The sequence below is a fragment of the Bacillus sp. 37MA genome (genome assembly GCF_000372765.1).
In the GTDB taxonomy this organism is placed as follows: domain Bacteria; phylum Bacillota; class Bacilli; order Bacillales; family Domibacillaceae; genus Domibacillus; species Domibacillus aminovorans.
In genome coordinates, this window is sequence record NZ_KB889752.1 from 1,854,198 (window position 1) to 1,877,115 (window position 22,918).

24 protein-coding genes, 1 pseudogene and 1 riboswitch are annotated in these 22,918 nt (G+C 38.9%); of the genes and pseudogenes, 9 read left to right on the forward strand and 16 right to left on the reverse strand.

Features of this window, described 5'->3' with window-relative positions; genetic code table 11:
- Positions 1 to 43: 43 nt before the first annotated feature.
- Positions 44 to 430 (forward strand): ribonuclease HI family protein, encoded by a 387-nt coding sequence (locus tag A3M5_RS0110400; RefSeq protein WP_018393705.1) that lies wholly within the window; start codon positions 44 to 46, stop codon positions 428 to 430.
- Between the two features lie 36 nt (positions 431 to 466).
- On the opposite strand, the gene A3M5_RS25395 is transcribed toward A3M5_RS0110400, so the two are convergent.
- The gene (locus tag A3M5_RS25395; RefSeq protein WP_155894701.1) at positions 467 to 613 is read right to left on the reverse strand and encodes a hypothetical protein; all 147 of its coding nucleotides are present in this window, start codon (positions 611 to 613) and stop codon (positions 467 to 469) included.
- Entirely contained in the window at positions 573 to 944 is a 372-nt protein-coding gene (locus A3M5_RS0110405; RefSeq protein WP_018393706.1) for a GGDEF domain-containing protein, read from the reverse strand. The genes A3M5_RS25395 and A3M5_RS0110405 overlap by 41 nt, the downstream gene beginning before the upstream one ends.
- A 222-nt stretch (positions 945 to 1,166) precedes the next feature.
- Between A3M5_RS0110405 and A3M5_RS0110410 the strand changes: the two genes are divergently transcribed.
- Positions 1,167 to 2,048, forward strand: a complete 882-nt coding sequence (locus A3M5_RS0110410) for a 5'-3' exonuclease (protein ID WP_018393707.1) — start codon at positions 1,167 to 1,169, stop codon at positions 2,046 to 2,048.
- 5 nt (positions 2,049 to 2,053) lie between these two features.
- On the opposite strand, the gene A3M5_RS0110415 is transcribed toward A3M5_RS0110410, so the two are convergent.
- From A3M5_RS0110415 to A3M5_RS0110430, 4 genes are all read right to left on the reverse strand, one after another.
- Positions 2,054 to 2,404: a YhjD family protein gene (locus A3M5_RS0110415; protein WP_018393708.1), complete on the reverse strand. Its 351-nt coding sequence runs from the start codon at positions 2,402 to 2,404 to the stop codon at positions 2,054 to 2,056.
- Positions 2,405 to 2,601: 197 nt separating this feature from the next.
- Complete coding sequence (locus A3M5_RS0110420) at positions 2,602 to 3,864, reverse strand: DUF445 domain-containing protein (protein ID WP_018393709.1); 1,263 nt, start codon at positions 3,862 to 3,864, stop codon at positions 2,602 to 2,604.
- A 199-nt stretch (positions 3,865 to 4,063) separates the two neighbouring features.
- On the reverse strand, positions 4,064 to 4,993 hold the full coding sequence (locus A3M5_RS0110425; RefSeq protein ID WP_018393710.1) for a response regulator: 930 nt from the start codon (positions 4,991 to 4,993) through the stop codon (positions 4,064 to 4,066).
- Positions 4,994 to 4,997: 4 nt separating this feature from the next.
- Positions 4,998 to 6,227 (reverse strand): sensor histidine kinase, encoded by a 1,230-nt coding sequence (locus A3M5_RS0110430; RefSeq protein ID WP_018393711.1) that lies wholly within the window; start codon positions 6,225 to 6,227, stop codon positions 4,998 to 5,000.
- 308 nt (positions 6,228 to 6,535) lie between these two features.
- Between A3M5_RS0110430 and A3M5_RS0110435 the strand changes: the two genes are divergently transcribed.
- Positions 6,536 to 7,801, forward strand: coding sequence for a cation:dicarboxylate symporter family transporter (locus A3M5_RS0110435; RefSeq protein WP_018393712.1), 1,266 nt, complete (start codon positions 6,536 to 6,538; stop codon positions 7,799 to 7,801).
- Positions 7,802 to 7,964: 163 nt separating this feature from the next.
- On the opposite strand, the gene kimA is transcribed toward A3M5_RS0110435, so the two are convergent.
- Complete coding sequence (gene kimA, locus A3M5_RS0110440) at positions 7,965 to 9,791, reverse strand: potassium transporter KimA (RefSeq protein WP_018393713.1); 1,827 nt, start codon at positions 9,789 to 9,791, stop codon at positions 7,965 to 7,967.
- A gap of 161 nt (positions 9,792 to 9,952) precedes the next feature.
- A riboswitch (cyclic di-AMP (ydaO/yuaA leader) is annotated at positions 9,953 to 10,097 on the reverse strand.
- A gap of 238 nt (positions 10,098 to 10,335) precedes the next feature.
- Positions 10,336 to 11,268, reverse strand: coding sequence for a helix-turn-helix transcriptional regulator (locus tag A3M5_RS0110445; RefSeq protein ID WP_018393714.1), 933 nt, complete (start codon positions 11,266 to 11,268; stop codon positions 10,336 to 10,338).
- A gap of 138 nt (positions 11,269 to 11,406) precedes the next feature.
- Between A3M5_RS0110445 and A3M5_RS0110450 the strand changes: the two genes are divergently transcribed.
- The 3 genes from A3M5_RS0110450 to modB all read left to right on the forward strand — a co-directional run bounded on the left by A3M5_RS0110450 (position 11,407) and on the right by modB (position 14,077).
- Complete coding sequence (locus A3M5_RS0110450) at positions 11,407 to 12,510, forward strand: ABC transporter ATP-binding protein (protein WP_018393715.1); 1,104 nt, start codon at positions 11,407 to 11,409, stop codon at positions 12,508 to 12,510.
- An 87-nt stretch (positions 12,511 to 12,597) separates the two neighbouring features.
- On the forward strand, positions 12,598 to 13,416 hold the full coding sequence (gene modA, locus A3M5_RS0110455; RefSeq protein WP_018393716.1) for a molybdate ABC transporter substrate-binding protein: 819 nt from the start codon (positions 12,598 to 12,600) through the stop codon (positions 13,414 to 13,416).
- On the forward strand, positions 13,397 to 14,077 hold the full coding sequence (gene modB / locus A3M5_RS0110460; RefSeq protein ID WP_018393717.1) for a molybdate ABC transporter permease subunit: 681 nt from the start codon (positions 13,397 to 13,399) through the stop codon (positions 14,075 to 14,077). Before modA ends, modB begins: the two co-directional genes overlap by 20 nt.
- 54 nt (positions 14,078 to 14,131) lie before the next feature.
- Here modB and A3M5_RS0110465 read toward each other — a convergent pair whose 3' ends face one another.
- The 4 genes from A3M5_RS0110465 to A3M5_RS0110480 all read right to left on the reverse strand — a co-directional run bounded on the left by A3M5_RS0110465 (position 14,132) and on the right by A3M5_RS0110480 (position 16,847).
- A complete protein-coding gene (locus A3M5_RS0110465; RefSeq protein ID WP_026221673.1) occupies positions 14,132 to 14,458 on the reverse strand; it encodes a YnfA family protein in 327 nt (108 codons plus the stop codon).
- Positions 14,459 to 14,662: 204 nt separating this feature from the next.
- Positions 14,663 to 15,109: a disulfide oxidoreductase gene (locus A3M5_RS0110470; protein WP_018393719.1), complete on the reverse strand. Its 447-nt coding sequence runs from the start codon at positions 15,107 to 15,109 to the stop codon at positions 14,663 to 14,665.
- Positions 15,109 to 15,801 carry a DsbA family protein gene (locus A3M5_RS0110475; protein WP_018393720.1) on the reverse strand — a complete coding sequence of 231 codons (693 nt, stop codon included), beginning with the start codon at positions 15,799 to 15,801 and terminating at the stop codon, positions 15,109 to 15,111. Before A3M5_RS0110475 ends, A3M5_RS0110470 begins: the two co-directional genes overlap by 1 nt.
- The gene (locus tag A3M5_RS0110480; protein WP_018393721.1) at positions 15,798 to 16,847 is read right to left on the reverse strand and encodes a flavin-containing monooxygenase; all 1,050 of its coding nucleotides are present in this window, start codon (positions 16,845 to 16,847) and stop codon (positions 15,798 to 15,800) included. Before A3M5_RS0110480 ends, A3M5_RS0110475 begins: the two co-directional genes overlap by 4 nt.
- A gap of 112 nt (positions 16,848 to 16,959) precedes the next feature.
- Here A3M5_RS0110480 and A3M5_RS0110485 point away from each other — a divergent pair, with 112 nt between their 5' ends.
- On the forward strand, positions 16,960 to 17,595 hold the full coding sequence (locus A3M5_RS0110485; protein WP_018393722.1) for a ZIP family metal transporter: 636 nt from the start codon (positions 16,960 to 16,962) through the stop codon (positions 17,593 to 17,595).
- Positions 17,596 to 17,672: 77 nt separating this feature from the next.
- Here A3M5_RS0110485 and A3M5_RS26655 read toward each other — a convergent pair.
- Positions 17,673 to 17,825: pseudogene (locus A3M5_RS26655) on the reverse strand (copper resistance protein CopC); the annotation flags it as partial.
- 137 nt (positions 17,826 to 17,962) lie between these two features.
- Between A3M5_RS26655 and A3M5_RS0110490 the strand changes: the two are divergent.
- Together A3M5_RS0110490 and A3M5_RS0110495 are read left to right on the forward strand one after the other, a co-directional pair.
- Positions 17,963 to 18,334 carry an ArsR/SmtB family transcription factor gene (locus tag A3M5_RS0110490; RefSeq protein ID WP_018393723.1) on the forward strand — a complete coding sequence of 124 codons (372 nt, stop codon included), beginning with the start codon at positions 17,963 to 17,965 and terminating at the stop codon, positions 18,332 to 18,334.
- Between the two features lie 5 nt (positions 18,335 to 18,339).
- Positions 18,340 to 20,451 (forward strand): heavy metal translocating P-type ATPase, encoded by a 2,112-nt coding sequence (locus tag A3M5_RS0110495; RefSeq protein ID WP_018393724.1) that lies wholly within the window; start codon positions 18,340 to 18,342, stop codon positions 20,449 to 20,451.
- 114 nt (positions 20,452 to 20,565) lie between these two features.
- On the opposite strand, the gene arsC is transcribed toward A3M5_RS0110495, so the two are convergent.
- Genes arsC through A3M5_RS0110510 form a run of 3 tightly spaced genes read right to left on the reverse strand, consistent with a single transcriptional unit; the run spans position 20,566 to position 22,681 of the window.
- Positions 20,566 to 20,985 (reverse strand): arsenate reductase (thioredoxin), encoded by a 420-nt coding sequence (gene arsC / locus A3M5_RS0110500; protein ID WP_018393725.1) that lies wholly within the window; start codon positions 20,983 to 20,985, stop codon positions 20,566 to 20,568.
- Positions 20,986 to 21,019: 34 nt separating this feature from the next.
- Complete coding sequence (locus A3M5_RS0110505) at positions 21,020 to 22,318, reverse strand: arsenic transporter (protein WP_018393726.1); 1,299 nt, start codon at positions 22,316 to 22,318, stop codon at positions 21,020 to 21,022.
- 15 nt (positions 22,319 to 22,333) lie between these two features.
- Positions 22,334 to 22,681 carry an ArsR/SmtB family transcription factor gene (locus tag A3M5_RS0110510; protein WP_018393727.1) on the reverse strand — a complete coding sequence of 116 codons (348 nt, stop codon included), beginning with the start codon at positions 22,679 to 22,681 and terminating at the stop codon, positions 22,334 to 22,336.
- Positions 22,682 to 22,918: the final 237 nt, after the last annotated feature.

The window sequence follows — 22,918 nt, forward strand, 5'->3', positions numbered from 1 at the left end:
ACCTCTTTCCTCTAAAATAAAAACAAGATTGGGGGTATCCTTAATGTTTGAAGTATACACAGACGGCGCATCCACTGGCGATCCAGGTCTTGCTGGTGCCGGTATTGTCATTCGTCACGATGGAAAAACAGAACGGTTTTCCATTCCGCTCGGAGAATGTGATACGCACGAGGCGGAATTCATGGCAGTCATTAAAGCACTTGAGTTATGCAAAGAAATGGGCGCAGATACCGTATCACTCCGCAGTGATTCACAAACAGTCGTTTCAGCGATTGAAAAAGAGTATATACATAAACAATCATACAAACCACTCTTAACCACTATTTTAACATTATCGAAAGAGTTTCCTCTTTTTTTCGTCAAATGGATTCCATCCAAACAAAATAAAGCAGATCTAGAAGCAAAAAAAGCGATCCGGGCGAATCGTTAAGCGGTGATGACCCGGTTTCTTCCTATTCGTTTCGCTTCATAATATGGCTTGAGCTGTTTTTCCGAAAAATTCGTCTATCGATTCATCTTTGTATTGACTCATGCCGGCGCTAATGGTGACCGGCACGTGTTGTCCTTTGTAATCAACACGCAGCTGTTCTTTGCGGTAAATAATTCGTTCCACAATCTTCTTTCTTCTTTCTATCTTCTCGTAATGTATTCCTGCATAAGAACGCAAACTCTTCGCCGCCGATCTGTAAAACGGTATCCATCTCATCTACATTTTGCCGGATCGTATCCTCCACTTTTCTCAAAATAATATCTCCACAAATATGACCGTACGTATCATTAATTTGTTTAAAATGGTCGATGTCTAACAAAATAAGCAGTAAAGCCGCATTTGTCCGTCTGCTTATATCCATATCTTCTTCAAAATAGCGGCGATTATACAAACCCGTCAGCTCATCAATAACCGTCATCTTTTTAAGTTTACCGAGTGCTTCTTCATATTTCACCCGGTAGTACGCAATGCTTTAAAAAATCGACCAGTTAATCACGGAACCGCAAAAAATATCGAGCATTTTTTCTTTATTATGACTTATACAGTCTGGCTTGTTTCGTTTTATCCTCTGCAAAAAAATGTATAGATCTTCTTCCTTGCTATGTACATTGTAATTGATTTTAATCGATTAATAACTTAACCTGTGAATAGTACATATAACAAGGAGATCATCGTGATGAAAAACCAAACATTACTACTAATAGATGGATTTAATTTGTTAAGCCGTGGATACTTTGCTACATCTTACGGAAAAGAATTAGAGCAATTGACGAAAAGCAGTAAAGGTGTTTATACAAATGCATTAAGAATATTTTTCCAAAAGACATTTAATCTTATTTCTCAATATGAAGTGACCCATCTCGCTATTGTATGGGATGTCAAAAAAAATGAAACAACGAGAAGGTTAAAACATGATTTTTATAAAGCAACCCGCTCCGACTTGCCAGAAGCGTTAATTCAACAATTTGAAGTGTGTAAAGATGTATTGGAAAGCATAGGCATTCAACAAGTATCCGTCCCTTCATATGAAGCGGATGATGTCATTGGCACCTTAGCGAAAATGTGGTGTTCGAATGAGTATGGCCATTGTTATATTTATAGTAATGACAAGGATTTGTATCAGCTTCTTAGCAAAAATATTTCTCAACTTATCGGTGGAAAAAAAGGAGATATTGTTTATTCATTCAATCACTTTCAAGATGATTATCACATTACCTCTGAGCAATGGATTGATGTGAAGGCACTTCTAGGCGATAAAAGTGATAATATTCCTGGCTGTCCGGGAATTGGCGAAAAATCGGCCTTGCCGCTAATTCAACTTTACGGCTCTTTAGAAAATATTTTCGAGCAAATAGACGTCCTGGATCCGAAATTTAATCGTTACAAGAAAAAGCTTATTGAAGGACAAAAATTGGCACTCATCAGTAAAGAATTATCAGCCATCATATGCGATATTCATGAGTTAAATGAGTTTCTTTTTGACGATTTGCACGTAAATATAGAGAGAAACAATTTGATTGCAGAATTAAAAGAATTGGAACTTAACATTAAATATTAAGCTGCTCAGCGCAGCAATTCAAAGCGGTTTTCTTGAATAAGTTTATGAAGCTCCTTATCTTCAAAGTGTATAGTCGATGGAACACCACGACATAAATAACGGAATTCAGTCATATCGTTATCAAGCGTGTGTTCCCCCACTATTCTTAATCCTCGCGTACTCATCTCTTTTCTTAATTCTTTTAACTGTTTGAGGGCCTGGCTTTCTTGATATTGATTCGCTGATAAATAAACTCTTTTCATTTTTATAGTTGATTTTTCATTCTCTTTTAATTCACTTTGCAATAGTCGTATCGTCAAATTATGTATGATGTAGTTGTAAACAATTTTTCTGTCTTCATCTGTAATGGCAATCATTTATATCCCCCTTATCTATCATTGCAGATTCAACACCGAAAATTCCCCAACTATTTAATCAACTTTTTCATAACTTAACACTTCTTCTTCAATAGCGATATTCCTTTCAATTAAATAGATTTTTGTAAAACAAAAGCCTATTTTATCTATTCAAAACAAAGACCCTGTCAACTTAGTGCTGATAAGGTCTTTGCTTTTTAATAAATGAGTGCTTTGATTCCTGTTAAAACGATCCCGATCATAAAACCGCAAACAGCTCCATTCACCCGAATCCACTGCAAGTCTTTTCCAATATTGTTTTCCATCATGAAGACAAGCTTGTCATTATCTAACTTATCTAGATTTTCCTGCACGAGCTTACCGATCTTGGAATGATTATCTTCAACGAGATTGGCAATTTGCTTTTGTACCCCATTTTCAATCATGCTGTTTTTTATTGGATCTTCTTTTAGATTATTTAGTAAGCTTGTTAAAAATGGAAGAACGTACGTGTCCATAAACTCGCTGCTTTGAATAAAGGCTAATGCTTTTTGCTGAATTCGCTGTAAGATTTCAGTTATTTTCTCAGCCGGCTCCCATTTAACAAGAAGATGTTGCTTCCAATTTTCGATTTCTTCTAACCATTCTTTCTTGTCTTCTATACTTCGTAACTTTTTACGTACATGTAAAAGAAACGCTTTTCTATTCGGATCTTCTTTCTGGCGTAAATGGCTTACAACATTAAGTAGAAGGTTTTGTAATATACTGCCGAGTTTTTCTTCATTCAATAAGTTTTGAACAGACTTTAAAGCAAACTGCATGAAACCGTCTAACTCGATATTGTTAAGTGCCTGCATGGCCACACTGCCAAGTTGATGACCTGTACTCTCTCTTTTTGCCCACTGTTCTGCTTCACTAAGAACATAATCGAATACTTTCTCATCATATTCATGAATCAGCACTTGATCGACGACAGATTGAAGGACCCCGTTTATTTCAATAGAAGAAAGAGAAAACTTTAATTCCTTTTCGATAAAAGGTGCTATCTTCTCCACTTGAACAGAACGAATTAGTTGATCTGCAAGTGAGACTAATCCTTTTCTTGCGGATTCGGAATGAAGCTCTTTTTCTAAAATTGGAAATATTTTTTCAGTAAATTGAATTTTTTGTAGTTTATCTTGAATACTTTCTTTTGAAAGCCAGTCATTTTCAAGCGTAGAAACAAGCGCTTTGATCATTTTGTTACGGTTTTTAGGCAAAAGAGCTGTATGTGGAATAGGTATTCCCAATGGATGGCGGAATAAAGCCGTGACGGCAAACCAATCGGCTAGTCCACCGACTAGACCCGCTTCAAATCCTCCGTGCACGACATCAATCCACGATGATCCGTGAAATGGAATCGTTGCTGCAAAACCAGTCCCCATAACAGCCAGTGAAAAACTAGCTAAGTGCTTTGATTGTTTTGATTTTTTAGAAGTCATATTCCCTTTTTCCCTTTACAAAATAGATTTGCTATACCTAAATAAAAAAATTCTTATTTTTTTAATACTTTTAGTTATTTGAATACAATATCATAATCTTTCTACTCCAGAATTACAATTATCTGTATTAACTCCTGATTCGAATAGGTTGACTGATATTCTCAGGCTTGAGAAGAGAACAGTACATTAATGTTTATCCTCATATGTCTTTGTATAACCGTTTAGCTTCAAAAAAGAAGACTTGGATAAACTTCTTCGTATTTACTTTCGTGGGCGTAAAAAAAGTCGATGAATCTTCCTGAATTTCCCTCATTTTTTGACGAACGACCATAAAATCAAAGAATTTCGATGCGTAGTTCTCAAATTTTGGATTGGCGTAGTCTGTCAAACCAAGAGAAGCAAAATGAATAAGCGAATGTGTAATAGCTCTTCGTATTCTCTGTTCAGAAGCTTTCGTTTCCCTGTTTATATCCTTTTCTGAAGCAGACGATCCCAGCCTTTTTTGAGCAACTTGTTTGAATATCTCTTTTAAGGATGGAAAATTTTGTTCAGAGGCCTTTGCATGTTCGTACGTAAATAAACATTTAAGAATGTCGATTAAATCCCTCGATCCATTCTCCCCAACAATACCAAGCTCCGCTAATAAAAACTCACCGATGTTTGCAATACTTTTTTCGTTAACCGCAGTTGACTGTACTGTTTGATCCTCTAAATTTAATAGGCTGCTGAGAGATGTTTTTATTTCTTGAATCGATTTCTCGAGTTGAATTCGTTCCACCACTTTTCGGATGACCGTGACAATTTCAATTCGATTAATTGGCTTCATGATATAATACTCTACTCCGAGTGCGTAAGCCTCGCTAATTAATTCCTTTGATTCCACTTGGGAGATCATGATAATTTTCCCTTTGAATTGTCCGTCAAGATGGCGTATCGTTTCAATTCCATCCCTAACAGGCATCAATAAATCAACAAAAAGAATGTCCACTTTTTGCATATTCAAAAAAGGACCTGTTAATTGATCACCATCCGATGCTTCTCCAACTACTTCGCCTAAATCCCCGTCTTCAATGATTTGACTTAAGATGGACCGAATGGCATCATCATCATCTACAATAAAAAACCGCATAAAATCAACCTTTCTGAATCAACTGATGGGTTGGCAATTTTATCGAAAATACGACCCCGTCTTTTTGGTTTTCAAAAACAATGTCTCCGCCAAAGTTTGTAACTGCTTCTTTAACATAGGCTAGCCCAATGCCTGTAGATGGATTTCCACGTTCGTCATATTTTGATGTAAAACCTGGTTCAAATATAACCTTTTTGTATTTTTCAGGAATAACAGAACCACTGTTATAAACGTTAAATTCAACCATTTCATCATGTTCGAGTAACTCGACATGGACGGTTCCGCTCTCCGCTATAGCCTCTACTGCATTGGCAGCTAAATTATTAATTAGCGACAAAACTGTGTAGACGTGATAATTTGAATGGTTTCCTTTAATCGAATACGTAAAGACAATGTGTTTCCCAAGCGAATATGAATATTTTTCGTTAATGTGGATGATTAATTGAATTAATTCCGCCACACTCATGTAATCTTTATAGCTTTCATTGGTAATTAATTTCGAAAGCCCTGCGAAAATTCGTTGATTATCTTTTTTAATCTCATGTATCTCCCCAGCCATCCGTAGCGCTCTCTGGCTCATTCCATTGTCAATCTCTTTTAAAGCACGATATAAATCATACGATTCTTTTGTCACTGTTTCTGCATTTTTTAATGTTTTTTTCAAATAAACAGCTTCTTCATACAAATTGGAAATAAGCATCAGCATGTGCTCGTTTTGTTCCCGTATGTGCTTTTCCCTTGATTGTGCTTCATATAGTTTTACCATATTAAAAAAACTCACGACAATAAAACAACGGACAAATGCGATCTTCACCATTTCGATCACTTCTGCAAATGAAATGGTCGATTTCAACAAGAAATATTCAATAAGCAGCTCTGTCCCATTGGATACTAGTTCCGTCAAAAGACCAATAAGCCCGATTAAGAGCGACCAATTGCGAAATCGTTTTACGTCTACTAGTTGAAATAAACAAGCGTACGTAAAGTAAAAGAAAAACGCTGGAAAATGATGTTGAAAAGAAAGCACCATATTCTCCATATTCCCTGTAACCAGATCAATGGTAACACGAAAAAAGATAACTGCTGCAGCCGTAAAAAAACCAGGTATAACAAAAGGCACTTTTTGCAGCAATAATAAAAAGAAAAACATCGTGGGAGCACCGAAACCGATACGGAACGTTTCATTGAACGGATAAAACTTCAGCTCCCCCGCAAGTGGCACCGTGACGATCATGAGTATAATGATGTAGATATCCTTCTTTATTAATGAACTAAGATGAAAGGTCACTTCTCACCTCTTTAATTTGTCTGAAAATCAGTATATAATCCCTCTACTATTAAAACAACAACGTTCATTTTTTTCAAAAATTACAGCTTTTTTGTAGGTATTTGTATGATTCTGTAGGTGCTCCTTTACATTTATACAATATCAATAATACCTTTTGAAAGCGCTTAATATTTCAATGGACAGGTGTAGCCGTCTTTCTTGTAGAGGGCAAATATTATTTAAATCCATATTAAATCGTCGAAAGGACTGATTGTTTGAAAAAGGTTAGTTTAGCTTGGCAAATATTGATTGGTTTAATAATAGGTATTGCGGTAGGAGCGATCTTTTACGAAAATCCTGCTGTGCAAACCTATTTACAGCCCATTGGTGATATATTTATTCGATTGATTAAAATGATTGTCATTCCTATCGTCGTCGCAAGCCTCATCATCGGAGTAGCAGGTGTAGGTGATATTAAGAAGTTAGGAAAACTAGGCGGAAAAACGCTCCTATATTTTGAGATTATTACAACGTTTGCAATCATTGTTGGCTTATTTGCCGCAAATATTTTTCAGCCAGGTGCCGGCCTTGATATGAATTCCTTAGATAAGGGAAATATCGATAGTTATGTCAGTACAGCAGAAGAAGTACAAAATCACAGTTTTGCTGATACGTTTGTCAACATTGTCCCTGCAAATCTATTTGAATCGCTTGCTAAAGGTGATATGTTAGCCATTATTTTCTTTTCAGTCATCTTTGGTCTTGGTGTGGCTGCTATCGGAGAAAAAGGAAAACCGGTTCTCCAATTTTTCCAGGGTACAGCGGACGCGATGTTTTTTGTTACCAATCAAATTATGAAATTTGCTCCGTTTGGTGTATTTGCTCTCATCGGTGTGACAGTATCCAAATTTGGACTAGCTTCACTCATTCCTCTTAGTAAGCTCGTTATTTTAGTGTACGGTGCCATGTTCTTCTTCATCGTAATCGTACTAGGATTAGTAGCAAAGTTTGTAGGGGTAAATATTTTCCACTTGTTTAGAATATTGAAAGATGAGTTAATCCTCGCCTATTCGACAGCAAGTTCAGAAACAGTTCTGCCAAAGTTAATGGAGAAAATGGAGAAATTCGGCTGTCCTAAAGCCATTGTTTCCTTTGTTATTCCGACAGGGTATTCCTTTAACTTGGATGGGTCTACTCTCTATCAGGCTATAGCAGCTCTTTTTATCGCACAAATGTACGGAATTGATTTATCTATCGCTGATCAAATATCATTATTGTTCGTATTAATGGTTACATCTAAAGGGATTGCCGGGGTTCCTGGCGTATCATTTGTCGTATTACTCGCTACGCTAGGAAGTGTCGGTATACCAGCTGAAGGGCTCGCTTTCATAGCTGGAATTGACCGTATTCTCGATATGGCTCGTACAGTTGTCAATGTTGTCGGAAACTCTTTAGCAGCGATTGTTTTGTCTAAATGGGAAGGCCAATATAGTCCTATAAAGGCAAAGCAATATTTAGAGGATGTACAAAAATCAGCATAAAAAAGCAGACCAATAGGTCTGCTTTTTTCGTTAGGATCCTCTCTAATCTCCTAGGCTTGGATCCACAATGGCTTTCCCGTAAGGAATAGACATAAGACCTATTGAATTTAAAAAATGAAGCAGCTTTTGGTCAGCCTGCTTCATCCATGTTGATTTGGCAATATTATTTTTTCAAATGATAAGGCACAGTCGTAACAACGACGTTTCTTCGATAAAGCAAAAAGGAGCGTATAAGTAAACTTGACTGATTATGAAGTATATTGTGCCAGCCTTTTTTAGGAATAAATTGTGGAATGACGACCGTAACCTGATAGTTTGATGCACTCGCTTTATGTTCAATTGTATCAACAAATTTGCTTAGTGGATGAATAATACTTCTATAATGAGAATGAAGTGTAACCAGCCTCACATCAGGCTGCCATTCCTTCCATTGTACTTCAAACTTTTTTTCATCTTCTCGTTCAAAAGCAACGTAAACCGCAATAATCTGTTCGGTTGAAAGAGATTTAGCATAGTTTAATGAGTTTTCTACGACATGCGTGATACCCGCCACTGGAACAATCATGACATTCCCTTCGATCGGCACAGAAGACGCACTCGTCGTAATCCTTAGTTGATCGCCGACTGCTTCATAATGTTTTTTAATTCGATGAAAGACATAAATGATGATCGGTAAAAACACTAAGACGGGCCAAACCTGTGCAAATTTAGTTAAAAAGAACACGATTGTGACCGTAAAGCTAATCAGGGCACCGGTTGAATTAATAATGAGTTTCGAGATCCAGCCTTTCGGTTTTTCGCGTATCCATTTCATCATCATTCCCGTCTGAGACAGGGTAAATGGAATAAACACACCAACGGCATAAAGAGGAATCAGATGTTCCGTATGTCCTTCAAACGCAATAATTAACAAGATGGAAGAAAGCCCAAGGATGATAATCCCATTGGAATAGCCCAACCGGTCTCCTCTAACGGTAAACATTCTTGGTATAAACTTATCAGTAGCCAGATTAACGGCCAGCAATGGGAAAGCAGAATAGCCTGTGTTAGCCGCAAGTATTAAGATCAATGCAGTTGTTCCTTGAACGAAGAAATACATAAAATTCCGACCAAATGTTTCTTCGGCAATTTGTGAGACAACAGTTACTTCTGCCCTAGGTGTAATTCCATAATAATAAGCTAAATACACAATGCCTGAAAATAACAAAGCAAGTAAGACACCCATCGTCGCTAACGTTTTAGCCGCATTATTAGGGGCAGGGTCTTTAAAGTTTGGAATGGCATTGGAAATGGCTTCAACGCCTGTTAACGCAGAACTTCCCGAAGCAAAGGCTCGCAGGAGGATAAATAAGCTGATTCCTGCTATCGGTGTGCCGATTGGCGTGTGTAAATCAGGCGGCACCTCATCCGTTACAATGTTATATAACCCTGCACCGATTAATATGAATAGCACTACCACAAATAAATAAACGGGATAAGCTAAAATGGAAGCCGATTCCGTTACCCCTCTTAAGTTCAAGAGTGTAATAAATATCACAAATATACTGGCAATGACGACATTATGAGCATGTAAACTTGGAAAAGCAGACGTAATGGCATCTGTACCTGCAGACACACTTACTGCCACCGTTAAAATGTAATCCACCAGCAAGGAACCGCCAGCGATTAACCCAGGGTTTACACCGAGGTTTGCTTTTGATACGACATACGCTCCTCCACCGTGAGGATACGCAAAAATAATTTGCCGGTAAGACAAAATGAGAGCCGTTAACAGAATTAATACGCCAAGGGCAATCGGGATTGAGTACCAAAACGCTGCCGCACTAACGGTAATTAAGACGATCAGTATTTGTTCAGGACCATAGGCAACGGATGATAAAGCGTCGGAAGAAAGAATGGCTAACGCTTTCGTTTTGTTCAATTTCTGCTCACCCAATGCAGTTGACTTTAACGGTCGCCCAATTAAAAATCTCTTAATAGAAGACAGCACTCGTGTTTTCCTCCAATTATTATTAATAAGTACATTGTCCTATTAATGAAATAAACATCTCAGCGAAAAGAAAACAATCACATAAAAAACAAAATAAATGTCTACAAGTCATCGTTAATAGACTTGTAGACATTACGTTTCTTGTCTCACAAGCTCCACCTTCCTTCTCAATATAACGCTTACGAGGTTAGCTGTCGGATTCGGGCCCTTGAGTAGCCCTACCTAAAAAGGATTCACCCCTCGGATTATGAAACAATCCACAAAAAATGGTTCCCCCGTACCTGATGGTTTCAGCGATTTAGAAATGCGAAACTGGTGATTATCATACTCCTGTGTTTAATTCTTGTAAAGAATTTTCAAACCAAATTCTTTGTAACGATTCAGCCTGCATCTTGCTCACTTTTTTTAATAAACGGATCCATAACTTGAAGAGCTTTCTTTACACCGCCAGCGTTTTGAAAGCTTTTCTGAATCTTTATGAGTCCCCTTTTTCTTTCGTTTCTTCAAATAATCTACTCTTTTCCTGATGTGCTCGCTATCCTTCTTAAGATTCGAATATGATCTTCCCCGTAAGACTGAGATCATATCCGTTTAATTGTTCTAATTGAGAACGATATTCAGTGGAATAGACAGCTTCTTTAATGACTTTGAGTAATTCCTCGTTTTCTTTTGTTTTTAAAATGACTAAATCATATTGTTCTTTAATCTGTGGGATAAAGTCCACATTGACCATTTTGGCGACATTTTCGATCCCTACACCTGCATCAGCTTGTCCACTAGCCACGGCTGAAGCTACAGAAAAATGACTCGTCAATTCTCTTTCATATCCCTTTAGTGAATCTGTAGAGATTCCATTCATCCTTAGTTGTTCATCGAGTAAAACTCTTGCTCCGGAACCTTTTTCACGATTAACAAGCGTAATATGAGGATTAGCTAAATCACCCCATCTTTTTATATTCTGCGGATTTCCTTGTTGTACATACAGCCCTGCATTTCTACAGACTAAATTAATCAGTATAAACGGCTGACTAATCAATATACGTTTAACATAGGGGAGATTATATTCATCCGTGTCGCCATCATACAAATGGACACTCACCACATCACATTCTCCGTTATACATCGAAATCAGACTGTTTAAACTGCCGTTATATAATCTTAAAGGGGTAAGGGAGGTATGTGTTTCAATATATTTACTTAACATATCTAAAACGATGTCCTGACCACTAATCAATACTTGGTTTTTATTCTTTTTTTTAGACCCCTTATTCACCTCTATATTATGGGGATCTTCATGCCCTATGCCTGTTTTATTTTTCGTTTTATATTGTTCAATGTCTTGTTGATCGACCCTCATTTGCCTTCCAACTCGATAAGCAGGAAGCGCTCCTTTTTTGATTAAGTCATAGACTGTCAATTTAGATATCTTTAGTAATTGAGAAACCTCTTCAATAGTGTAAGACGAATTTTGGTTCATACGATCCCTCCCCATTCATTATAACTCAATTATTTTTTATCAATAAATTCCAAAAAGAGATCTACTCTATAGTTATATTTTATTATAATAAGATATAACTAAATATAAAATACTTTCTTTTTTAAGGAGATGACGGTTATGGCTGAATTAAAATTACAACACATTTATAAAGTCTACAACAAGAATGAACCAGCGGTAAAAGATTGCAATCTTGATATTGGGGATAAGGAATTTATTGTTTTTCTTGGTCCTTCAGGCTGTGGCAAATCTACCATATTGCGTATGGTAGCCGGTTTAGAAGATATCTCACATGGCGACTTTCTAATGGATGGAAAACGCATGAATGATATTTCTCCACAAGAGCGTGATATTGCGATGGTCTTCCAAAACTATGCCCTTTATCCCCATATGAACGTGTATCATAACATGGCATTTGGATTAAAGATACGTAAATTCCCTAAGGATGAGATTGATCGTCGTGTAAAAGAAGCTGCACATATTTTAGGTCTTGAGCAATATTTAGATCGTAAGCCAAAGGCTCTTTCTGGTGGTCAACGTCAACGTGTGGCACTAGGCCGTGCCATTGTTCGCGATGCAAAAGTATTTTTAATGGATGAGCCATTATCAAACTTAGATGCAAAGCTTCGTGTACAAATGCGGGCTGAGATTACGAAACTTCATCAACGTTTACAAACAACGACCATTTACGTGACTCACGACCAAACAGAAGCGATGACAATGGCAACTCGCCTTGTTGTTATGAAAAACGGGGTTATTCAGCAAATTGGTGTTCCTAAAGATGTGTATGAAAAACCTGAAAATGTTTTCATTGGAGGCTTTATCGGCTCTCCTGCAATGAACTTCTTTACTGGTACTCTTTTAGAGAGCAAAATTAATATTGGAAATGTTTCAATCGCGATCCCAGAAAGAAAAATGAGCGATTTACGTGAGCTAGGATATGTCAACAAAGAAATTATTATGGGTATCCGTCCAGAGCATTTTCATGATGAATCTAAATTCGTTGAAATGTCTAAAAGTTCTAGTATTGATGCAATAATAGAGGTAACTGAATTAATGGGTGCAGAAACAATGTTGTACTCACAAATTGACAATCAACCATTCATTACTCGTGTCCATTCTCACTCTAATGTTAAACGAGGACAAGTCCTCACATTAGCATTAGATATGAATAAAGCTCACTTCTTTGATAACAAAACAAAAAACCGTATTTATCCAAAATAGGAACAAATTCCATAGACAATTATAATAGTTTATAATAAGATATAATTAATTATAACTAATTATATCTTAATTGAAGAGGTGAGAAACATGCAAAAAAGGTTGAAATTCGTCATTACTCTCCTATCTTTACTTATGTTTTTAGTGGCATGCTCTAATAACCAAGGCACAGATCAATCTTCAGATAAGAAGAAACCAGCATCTGAAAATATGGAAACAGTAGAATTAACTGTTTCAACAGCAGCTAGTTTAAAAGATGCCATGACAGCTATTCAGAGTGCGTATAAAAAAGAACATCCTGAAGTGGAATTAAAATTTAACTATGGAGCTTCTGGTGCCTTACAGCAGCAAATTTTTCAGGGAGCACCTGTTGATCTCTTTTTCTCGGCTGCGGAAGATAAGTTTGACCAATTGGTAGACAGTGGGGATATTGCAAAAGAAGACGGAGTGGATCTTGTTGGGAATGAACTAGTACTCGTTGTCCCAAAGGAAGAACAGTCCATCATTGAAAGTTTTCATGACCTTGCAAAAGAAGAGGTAGATAAAATTTCAATTGGAACTCCTGAATCAGTTCCAGCGGGGAACTATGCAAAGGAGTCTCTTGAAAAAATGGATGTATGGAAAAATGTTGAGTCAAAAGTAGTTTATGCTAAGGATGTACGTCAAGTATTATCCTATGTAGAAACGGGAAATGTTGGCGCAGGAATTGTTTACAAAACAGATGCATTAATCTCTGACAAAGTAAATATAATCGCAACAGCAGATCCTGGGACCCATACACCTATTATTTATCCAGCAGGCATTATTAAGGATTCCAAACATTACGAAGAGACAAAAGATTTTTACAGCTATCTACAAAGCGATGAAGCGATGAAGGTATTTAGGGACTATGGATTTACTACTGAATGAAGCTTTAATGCAAGAATTTTTGAGTCCGATATGGTTGTCTTTAAAAATAGCGATTGTGTCAGGCATTGTTGTCATTATAATAGGAACATTGGTAGGTCGTTTTTTGGCTAGAACAACTTTTAAGGGAAAAGCCATTTTGGAAACCATTCTCATGCTTCCAATGGTTCTTCCTCCTACAGTTGTTGGATTCTTTCTCATTGTCATCTTTGGGAAGAATAGCACGGCTGGACAGGCGATTGAATGGCTTTTTAAGCAACCCATCATTTTCACTTGGTGGGCTGCTGTCATTGCTGCAGCAGTTGTAGCGTTCCCACTTATGTACCAGTCCGCCAAATCAGGATTTCAAGGAGTAAATGTTGAGATCGAAGAAGCAGCCAGGATAGATGGAGCGAATGAATGGAAAATTTTCTGTTTTATTTCCATTCCTTTAGCATCCAAGACTCTTATTTCAGGCAGCATATTAAGCTTTGCGCGAGCCTTAGGCGAATTTGGTGCTACCTTAATGTTTGCTGGTAATATTCCAGGAGAAACCCAAACCATTCCTACAGCGATTTATGTAGCGATTGATTCTGGTAATATGAAAATGGCTTGGCTATGGGTGATTTCTATCGTGATGATCTCCTTTATGATGCTGCTTACTGTCCAAGTAAAACAAAAATAAAAGAAAAGCTTGGCTGAAACTCTGCTATGCTTTTCTTTTATTTAAGTACTATACTTAATGCCTTGGTCCCCACAACATGACAGAAACACCGACCAAACAAATGACAGCACCGATCCAATCATACAAATCAGGCGTTTTTTTATCTACTCCCCATCCCCATAAAACTGAAAGAACAATAAACACTCCCCCGTAAGCTGCATACACGCGGCCGAATGTAGGGAACGTTTGAAAGGTCGCAATCACCCCGTACAAAGCTAAAGCCACTCCTCCAGCGATTCCCCAAGAGAATGGCTTCCCTTCTCTTAGCCATAGCCAAATCAGATACCCCCCACCAATTTCTGCCAACCCTGCAAGTAAAAATAAACCAATCGTATAAATGATAATAGTCCCTACTTTCCATCATCTATGTTTATAACGAATTATATAGTTTCTTAAGTATTTTATTGCCCTTTTTTAAAGCAGATTTATTACTGCTTCCATGATGATTGCGATCATGCGAATGTCCCATTGCCTTTCACTCTTTCTCTTTTAATTTCACGTTTTTAAAAATGAAGTAGCCGATAGTGAGTTTCACGATCGATATTCTTAGCCTTTGTTTTTCCGTGTATTCATATACAAAAGCACCATGAAAATGCTGATCAGCGTAAACGCCATTAAGGCAAGAAAAGGAATGGTGACAAAGCCAAACCAATTAATATATTGAATATTGCATGGAACACCCTGAACACATGGCTTAATCTCCGCAAAACCTGGCACCTTTTGTACAAGGTAATGGTAGAAAGAAATTGATCCGCCAATGATGGAAAAGGGCAATACATATTTCTTCATGTTCATTTCGTTATTAAAAGCTGCGATCCCTAGAATAATCGCTAATGGATACATAAAAATTCGCTGAATCCAGCATAGTTCACATGGGACGAACTCTTTGATTTCGCTAAAATAAAGGCTTCCTAACGTAGCGATAACTGCCACGACCCAGGCAGCATACAGGGCATAGTTCTGGACAAATGATGCTTTTGTTTGACCGCTCATCACTTATCCCCTTCCTGCCCTTTTTCGATTAAAGATACAATGGTTTCATAATCAAACGGATCTTCCAGCATGACGCCATTCACCATAATGGATGGTGTGAACTGCACATTAAACTCTTTCACTAAACCGTCATCCTTGCTGACATCTTCAGCTACGGATGTACCATCTGCATTCAAATCGGTTTCCAACTGAGCAAGATCAACATTTGGTGCTGTTTTTGCTGCTATTTCTTTTAATTTATCTACTGTCACCCACGGGGTGTCGTGTTCCTGTGTGGCCGGCTGCGCGTCAAATACTGCTTTATGGAATGCCCAGAATGATTCAGGGTCTTGTTTGTAGACGGACTCAGAAGCCAGTGCTGCGAGAATGGACTCTTTTCCATGAAATAGCACATTGATATAAGATAATTTTGCTTTTCCGGTGTCCACATAGTCTTCTATCAATTTAGGATATATCGTTTCGCCCCACTGTTTGCACGATGGGCATTTATAATCGCCAAACTCTACAATGGAGACAGGTGCATCCGCACCTCCTAAAGTAGGCTGTCCCTCAATGGGAGGATGCCCTTTGCTGTTCGTTGTTTGATCTGTTTCCTGTGCCGTTTCATCTTCTCTATTTAAAAACAACACAAGTCCAACGATCGCGGCAAAAAGAATAAGCGTCGAAATCACAATTTTTTTACTGTTTTTCATAAAGTACCTCCACTTTTTTGTATGTATTCGGCAATATATTTAGCATCTTCTCCCACCCCTTGAAGAAGTGCGGAACCACGCCGGTACTGCCACGGCAGTCCTAAAAAATATAAACCTTCTATTTGTGCAATCCCTCTTTTATGAAGGGGTCGCCCCTCATAATTTAGCGTCCCTTTCACTTCCAGCCAGCTGTAATCCAAAACAAAACCGGTGGACCAGATAACGTTTTGGACTTCAAGCATAGACTGATCCTGAAACCGGATCTTTGTGTCTTCTCCATCTACGGTCCTGCTCTTTTGAACCACTGACTTACTTGTCAATGCATCTTTTAATTCCGAACCGAAAATAGGATCTCCGCTTGCCTGTATCTTTTTAGCAATCCACGAATGACGAGGAGCCTTCAATATTCCCGCCTTATCAAACCACCAAAAGATACTTTTATTTCCTATTTCCAACGGGAAAAACTTGATTTTTTGACTGATCGATAAGTACGTTTTCCGTTCGTTGGACAATTCCACGGCAATTTGAGCCCCGCTGTTGCCCCCGCCTACAACCAGCACGTTTCCAGAACGCAGCTGCTGTGGATTTTTATACTGGGAAGAATGGATCTGTAAAACATCTGGTGACAAACTCTTTGCGAATAAAGGGATGTTCGGTTTCTGAAAAGGTCCGGATGCCACTATGATGTTCTCCGCTTCATATTCACGGTCTTCCGTTTTGATATAAAAACGGCCCATTTCTTTTCGAACTGAGAGTACTTCCGTTTTTGATTGAACAGGAAGGTCAAAGCGATTTGAATAATCAGCCAAATAGTTCGCAATTTCGTCCTTCGTTGGAAACCCCTGCTGATCACCAGTCAGTGGCAGCCCGGGTAAAGAACTGTACATTCTTGGCGTAAACAGCACCAAAGAATCATACCGATTTCTCCACTCATCCCCGATTTCCTGATTTTTATCTAAAATAAGGAACGACTGATTCATTTCCTTCAGATAATACCCTATGGCCAGCCCTGCTTGCCCGGCCCCTATGATGACGGTTTGATACATATAAACACCTCCTGTCACTGTCTTGGATAGAGGTAAATAAGCTTTCCTTGTTTACTATTTATTTGCCCTCATGAATATAAATGAACTATCTCTCGAGAATAGGAGTGTAACTATGCACACAGTATCGTACTTGCTCAGCTTTTATCTTTTTCTTGGAACGAATGTCGGAGCGCTTGTCGCATGTGTTCTTTACAAAATCCCTAAGATCAAAGCGCCACATTTATACCTTCTTTGCGGTCTTGTTTTAACAGCATTACTTGTTTTAGAACTAATTCCACATGCTTTGAAGGAATACGGTTTTATAAGTGTTGCCTTTGGTGCTTCGCTGGGCGTGCTGATTTGTATGGGCCTCCATGACTTAATGGAAGGTAAATCGTCTCCGACATATCGGCCGGCGTTATTTTTAATTACAGCCATTGCCGTTCACAATATTCCGGCGGGCTTAGCCATCGGTTCAACATTGGATAATCAAATTTTATCCACTTCATTTATTGCAGCCATGATGATTCATCAAATCCCGGAAGGTTTGGCGATTATGGCTTCCTTACTGCTTTCAGACAGAAGGCGTCTTTCCTTGCTTGTTTTTTTCCTCTTCAGCGCTCTTTTATCCGGCGTTTTTCTGTTCTTTTCGATCCTAGGATATTCTTTAGCGCTGCCGATCAAATTAAACGGGCTGATTGTAGGTATAGCAATTGGTTTTTTACTATTCACAGCTGTATGGGAATTCTTATTCAAAAAACACAGCTGATAATTGCTTTCTTCAGTCTGTTCAACCCTCGCGTCCAAGTTCTCATTGTCTTCATTTTCTTGGTGAACGTTAAACGAATAGTTCCCTTCAATGAGATGCCCATCTTCTCCAATAATACGCCCGTTTACTGTGTAATCGCCGCTTTCTAACGGTTCTTCCATCGATCCAACAAGTGTCTTTTCGTCCACTTGACTACTATCAAAGTGGATTTCTTCACAACCATTCACCACCTTGTTATTTCGCTTTAATTGTACCAAGCGTTACTTCATAATTAAATAATCATTTGAATGTACAATTGACAATTTTGCAAACTCATCATACACTAAAAACATACAATCAAACGAATATTTGAATGAGGAGGATGCGTATGTCAGAAAAAACAAAGCTCAAACAGACTGATGATACGTGCGAAACGTCTTGTTTTAACGAAGATATTGTAGAACGTGTGCAGCCGAAAATTAACGATGTGAACGGTGTTGAACTTCTTTTTAAAGCAATGTCCGATGCAACGCGATTGAAAATTGTTTATGCCTTAACGCTCGAAAAAGAATTGTGTGTCTGTGACGTGGCTCATATCATCGGTTCCACAACAGCTACGGCATCCCATCATTTACGACTGCTTCGAAATATGGGACTAGCAAAATATCGAAAAGAGGGCAAACTGGTGTATTACTCCGTAAAAGATGAACACGTTCACCAGTTAGTCCGCATTGCACTTGAACATTCACGGGAGGACTGATAACAATGAGCGAAACAAAAAATGAGTATCGCCTGCAAGGATTATCCTGCACAAGTTGTGCCGCGAAGTTCGAAAAGAATATACTGGATATTCAGACCGTTAAAGATGTCCAGCTAAATTTTGGCGCCTCTAAAATTGCCATCGTTGGTGAGGCGTCCGTCGAGCAGTTAGAAGCAGCCGGTGCGTTTGATGGCATTAAAGTCTATCTGGCAAACGAAAAACGAAAAGAAGAAAAAATTCCATTTTGGCAAAAACGTGAAAATAAAAAATCGATGGTCTCGCTCGCCTTTTTGGTCTTTGGTTATGCTTCTAGTTCCACGATCGGGGAAGACAGCCCGGCTACTATAATGATTTTTGCCTTGTCGATTTTAATTGGTGGATTTGCTTTATTTAAAGTCGGGTTGAAAAACCTGACCAAACTTCAATTTGATATGAAAACGCTCATGACTGTAGCCATTATTGGCGCAGCGATTATTGGAGAATGGGGCGAAGGTGCTGTTGTTGTCTTTCTCTTCGCCGTAAGCGAAGCACTTGAAAGCTATTCAATGGAGAAAGCACGCCAATCTATCCGGTCTTTAATGGATATCGCACCTGATACTGCTATTATTAAACGGGGGAAGAATGAGTTTGAAGTCGATGTAGAAGACATTCAAGTCGGCGATGTTATGGTCATTAAACCCGGTCAAAAAGTAGCAATGGACGGAGAAGTGCTAAATGGTCAGTCTTCCATTAACCAAGCCGCTATTACAGGCGAATCGATTCCTGTTCATAAGCAAACTGGTGATGAAGTATTCGCCGGATCTTTAAATGAAGAAGGTTTTTTAGAAGCCCGTGTGACGAAACGTACAGAAGACACGACGATTGCGAAAATCATTCATTTAGTGGAAGAAGCACAAGCTGAGCGCGCCCCTTCACAGCAATTTGTTGATAAATTCGCTAAGTATTATACGCCCGCTATTATGATGATTGCGCTCTTGGTAGCCATTATCCCACCTCTTTTTATGGGGGCCGAATGGTCAGAATGGATCTATCGCGGCTTGGCCGTGCTTGTCGTAGGTTGTCCATGTGCACTCGTTATTTCTACACCGGTGGCGATTGTAACAGCAATCGGAAATGCAGCGAAAAATGGCGTTTTAATCAAAGGTGGCATTCATTTAGAAGAAACAGGCCGTTTGAACGTCATTGCATTTGATAAAACAGGCACGTTAACAGAAGGAAAACCAGATGTGACCAATGTCGTTTCTTTATCTGATCTGAGTGAAAAAGACATTTTGGCTATTGCTTCAGCCATTGAGAAATTTTCACAGCATCCTTTGGCTTCTGCTATTCTTCGGAAAGCAGAACAAGAGAATGTAGATGAGTATACAGCTGATGACTTCCAATCGATTACGGGCAAAGGCGCAAAAGCCATTTTGAACGAAACGACCTATTTTATTGGCAGCCCAACATTGTTTGATGAAATGAGATCCATTCCTAAAAAAATTCAAAATCAGATTATCGGCCTTCAACAGCAAGGAAAAACGGTGATGCTGGTTGGGACAGAGGAAGAAATTAAAGGTTATTTAGCCGTAGCAGATCAGGTACGGGAAAGCAGCTTGTCTATTATTCAAAAATTGCAAAAACTAGGGATTGAAAAAACTATCATGCTGACTGGTGATAATCAAGCGACTGGAAAGGCGATAGGAAAGCAATTAGGGTTAAGTGAAGTAAAAGCCGACTTAATGCCTCAGGATAAACTCGAAGCCATTAAATCACTCAGGGAACAGCATGGAAAAGTAGCAATGGTGGGCGATGGGATCAACGATGCGCCTGCTCTTGCAAGTGCCACAGTCGGAATCGCAATGGGAGGCGCTGGAACAGATACAGCGTTAGAAACAGCCGATATTGCCTTAATGGCTGATGACCTCGAGAAACTGCCATACACGATCGCCCTGAGCCGCAAAACACTCAATGTGATTAAACAGAATGTCACGTTTGCGTTCGGATTAAAACTGCTAGCTTTACTTTTGATCATTCCGGGATGGTTGACCCTATGGATGGCGATCTTCGCTGATATGGGTGCCACATTGATTGTTGTACTCAACTCACTGCGTTTACTGAAAACGAAATACCATTAATAAGTACTAGCAGTCCCCTTTCACTTAAAATGAAAGGGGACTGAAGCAGGTACAGATACCTCACACTTTACGTAAGAAAGATTAACATTTTTGAGAAAAAGAAATAAAGGCGTATTATTCGCCCGTTTTAGCGAATCGTTCGATGCGTTTACCGACTTCATCACGGACACGTTGGAAGACCGTCCATTTTTCTTCTTCTGTCCCTTCCGCTTTGGCTGGATCGTCAAATCCCCAGTGTTCACGGCGTACTGAAGGAGGTGTAATTGGGCATTTATCAGCTGCATCGCCACAAAGTGTCACAGCCAACGTTGCATTGTTTAAGATTTCCGGATCAATGATATCCGATGTCTGGTTTGAAATATCAATACCTACTTCTTTCATCGCTTTTACCGCATTCGGGTTTAACCCATGTGCTTCGATACCTGCACTAAGTACTTGCCATTCTTCACCTAAGTATTTTTTTGCCCAACCCTCAGCTATCTGGCTGCGGCAAGAATTCCCCGTGCATAAGAAATAAATTGTTTTTTTAGACATAGCAGCAGTCCCCTTTTACGTTCAATTTGATGGATTAATGAATAAGCAATAACCATAGATACAACCCGACTAACGTAATGAACAAGGTTGGAATGGTTAAGATGATACCTGTTTTAAAGTATGTGCCCCATGAAATCTTGACCCCTTTTAAACGAAGGACGTGAAGCCACAATAAAGTAGCAAGCGATCCGATCGGCGTAATCTTTGGACCTAAATCCGATCCAATGACGTTCGCGTAAATTAAGGCTTCCCTGATCATCGGGGAGATAGCCGTATCCGAAATCGCCAGTGCGTTGATCATCACGGTTGGCATATTATTCATAATCGACGATAAGATAGCGGCGATAAAGCCCATGCCGATTGTTGCAGCGAATAATCCTTGTTCCGCCGTTGCCTGAATGACATCAGCAAGAACCGATGTTAAGCCCGCGTTACGCAGACCATATACCACGACATACATGCCGATGGAGAAGAAGACAATCGCCCATGGCGCCCCTTTGATGACGTTTTTCGTGTGAACAGCCGGACTTTTTCGGGCCATAGCCAAAAAGAACAGCGCGACTATGCTGGCGATAATGGAAACAGGAACGTTCAGGAATTCACTGACGAAATAGCCAATCAGTAGAATACCAAGTACAAACCAGGACAAACGAAACATTTTATGGTCTTTAATCGCGTCATCCGGTGCTTTTAACATGGACATGTCATACTGTTTCGGAATGCTTTTGCGGAAGTAAAGATATAGGACTGTGATACTGGCCACTAATGAAAATAAATTCGGTACAATCATCCGGGACGCATATTCCGCAAATCCAATGTCAAAATAGTCGGCCGAAACGATATTTACTAGGTTACTGACGATTAACGGCAGTGCTGTTGTATCTGCGATAAATCCACTTGCGATAATAAAAGGAAAAACCATCTTTTCTTCAAATTTCAAGTTACGGACCATCGCGAGAACAATCGGCGTTAAAATCAGTGCAGCTCCATCATTCGCAAAGAAGGCTGCGACTAAAGCGCCCAGTATGGACACATATACAAACATTTTGACGCCATTTCCTTTGGCCATGCGAGCCATATGTAGAGCCGACCATTCAAAGAAACCAATCTCATCCAAGATAAGAGAAATAATGATGATGGCAACAAACGCCAATGTGGCATTCCAAACAATCGATGTCACATCGATGACGTCACCAAAGTCTACAACCCCTGCCAATAAGGCAACCGCAGCACCTACACAGGCCGACCAGCCAATGGATAAATTTCTTGGCTGCCAAATAACAAAGATAAGCGTCACAAGAAAAATGGATGTTGCTGCAATAACAGAAAACAAATGTCTTACTCCTCTCTAGTCACAGAAAATACGTAATCCCTGTGCTTCCAGTTCAACGAATCGTTCATTCTGATCCGGAAGATAGTTTAATAAATCATCAATTAAAAGGGCATAGTCATGATCCCGGTTCATCGAATAGAATATCCATTGTCCTCTGCGTGTTTCTTTTACCAAACTAGCATCTTTTAGTTTGCGTAAATGCTGACTAATTCCGGGCTGACTCATTTTAAAAATGGCGACAAATTCACATACACAGCAGTCATGCGATTGAAGCAATTTCATCATCGTAAGACGTGTCTTGTCTCCAAGTAATTTCAGTATTTGTGACACTTCTTGCATATCAAGCTTTGGATCAACACTCATGTATTATCCCCCCTTTCGATATTAGTATATAATGATTTATTTATATAAGTAAATCATTATATAAAAACTTTGTTTCATTTCTTACTTCGTACAATCACCAAAGGACAAATATGTATTTCCACATTTTTATTGGTGGGATTGATTCCTTTAAGAATGCAAAAAAACGCTTGGAATATAGTCCAAACGTTTTAAAACATATTCGTTTTCGCTAATCTACTAGTACTTATTGATTTCGGC

Excerpts from the sequence above, each read along its gene's own strand:
- A3M5_RS0110400 (WP_018393705.1), top strand. The coding sequence starts at position 44 with ATGTTTGAAGTATACACAGACGGCGCATCCACTGGCGATCCAGGTCTT.
- A3M5_RS0110410 (WP_018393707.1), top strand. The coding sequence starts at position 1,167 with ATGAAAAACCAAACATTACTACTAATAGATGGATTTAATTTGTTAAGC.
- A3M5_RS0110415 (WP_018393708.1), bottom strand. The coding sequence starts at position 2,404 with ATGATTGCCATTACAGATGAAGACAGAAAAATTGTTTACAACTACATC.
- A3M5_RS0110420 (WP_018393709.1), bottom strand. The coding sequence starts at position 3,864 with ATGACTTCTAAAAAATCAAAACAATCAAAGCACTTAGCTAGTTTTTCA.
- A3M5_RS0110425 (WP_018393710.1), bottom strand. The coding sequence starts at position 4,993 with ATGCGGTTTTTTATTGTAGATGATGATGATGCCATTCGGTCCATCTTA.
- A3M5_RS0110430 (WP_018393711.1), bottom strand. The coding sequence starts at position 6,227 with ATGATCGTCACGGTGCCACTTGCGGGGGAGCTGAAGTTTTATCCGTTC.
- A3M5_RS0110445 (WP_018393714.1), bottom strand. The coding sequence starts at position 11,268 with ATGAACCAAAATTCGTCTTACACTATTGAAGAGGTTTCTCAATTACTA.
- A3M5_RS0110450 (WP_018393715.1), top strand. The coding sequence starts at position 11,407 with ATGGCTGAATTAAAATTACAACACATTTATAAAGTCTACAACAAGAAT.
- modA (WP_018393716.1), top strand. The coding sequence starts at position 12,598 with ATGCAAAAAAGGTTGAAATTCGTCATTACTCTCCTATCTTTACTTATG.
- modB (WP_018393717.1), top strand. The coding sequence starts at position 13,397 with ATGGATTTACTACTGAATGAAGCTTTAATGCAAGAATTTTTGAGTCCG.
- A3M5_RS0110470 (WP_018393719.1), bottom strand. The coding sequence starts at position 15,109 with ATGAGCGGTCAAACAAAAGCATCATTTGTCCAGAACTATGCCCTGTAT.
- A3M5_RS0110475 (WP_018393720.1), bottom strand. The coding sequence starts at position 15,801 with ATGAAAAACAGTAAAAAAATTGTGATTTCGACGCTTATTCTTTTTGCC.
- A3M5_RS0110480 (WP_018393721.1), bottom strand. The coding sequence starts at position 16,847 with ATGTATCAAACCGTCATCATAGGGGCCGGGCAAGCAGGGCTGGCCATA.
- A3M5_RS0110485 (WP_018393722.1), top strand. The coding sequence starts at position 16,960 with ATGCACACAGTATCGTACTTGCTCAGCTTTTATCTTTTTCTTGGAACG.
- A3M5_RS0110490 (WP_018393723.1), top strand. The coding sequence starts at position 17,963 with ATGTCAGAAAAAACAAAGCTCAAACAGACTGATGATACGTGCGAAACG.
- A3M5_RS0110495 (WP_018393724.1), top strand. The coding sequence starts at position 18,340 with ATGAGCGAAACAAAAAATGAGTATCGCCTGCAAGGATTATCCTGCACA.
- arsC (WP_018393725.1), bottom strand. The coding sequence starts at position 20,985 with ATGTCTAAAAAAACAATTTATTTCTTATGCACGGGGAATTCTTGCCGC.
- A3M5_RS0110510 (WP_018393727.1), bottom strand. The coding sequence starts at position 22,681 with ATGAGTGTTGATCCAAAGCTTGATATGCAAGAAGTGTCACAAATACTG.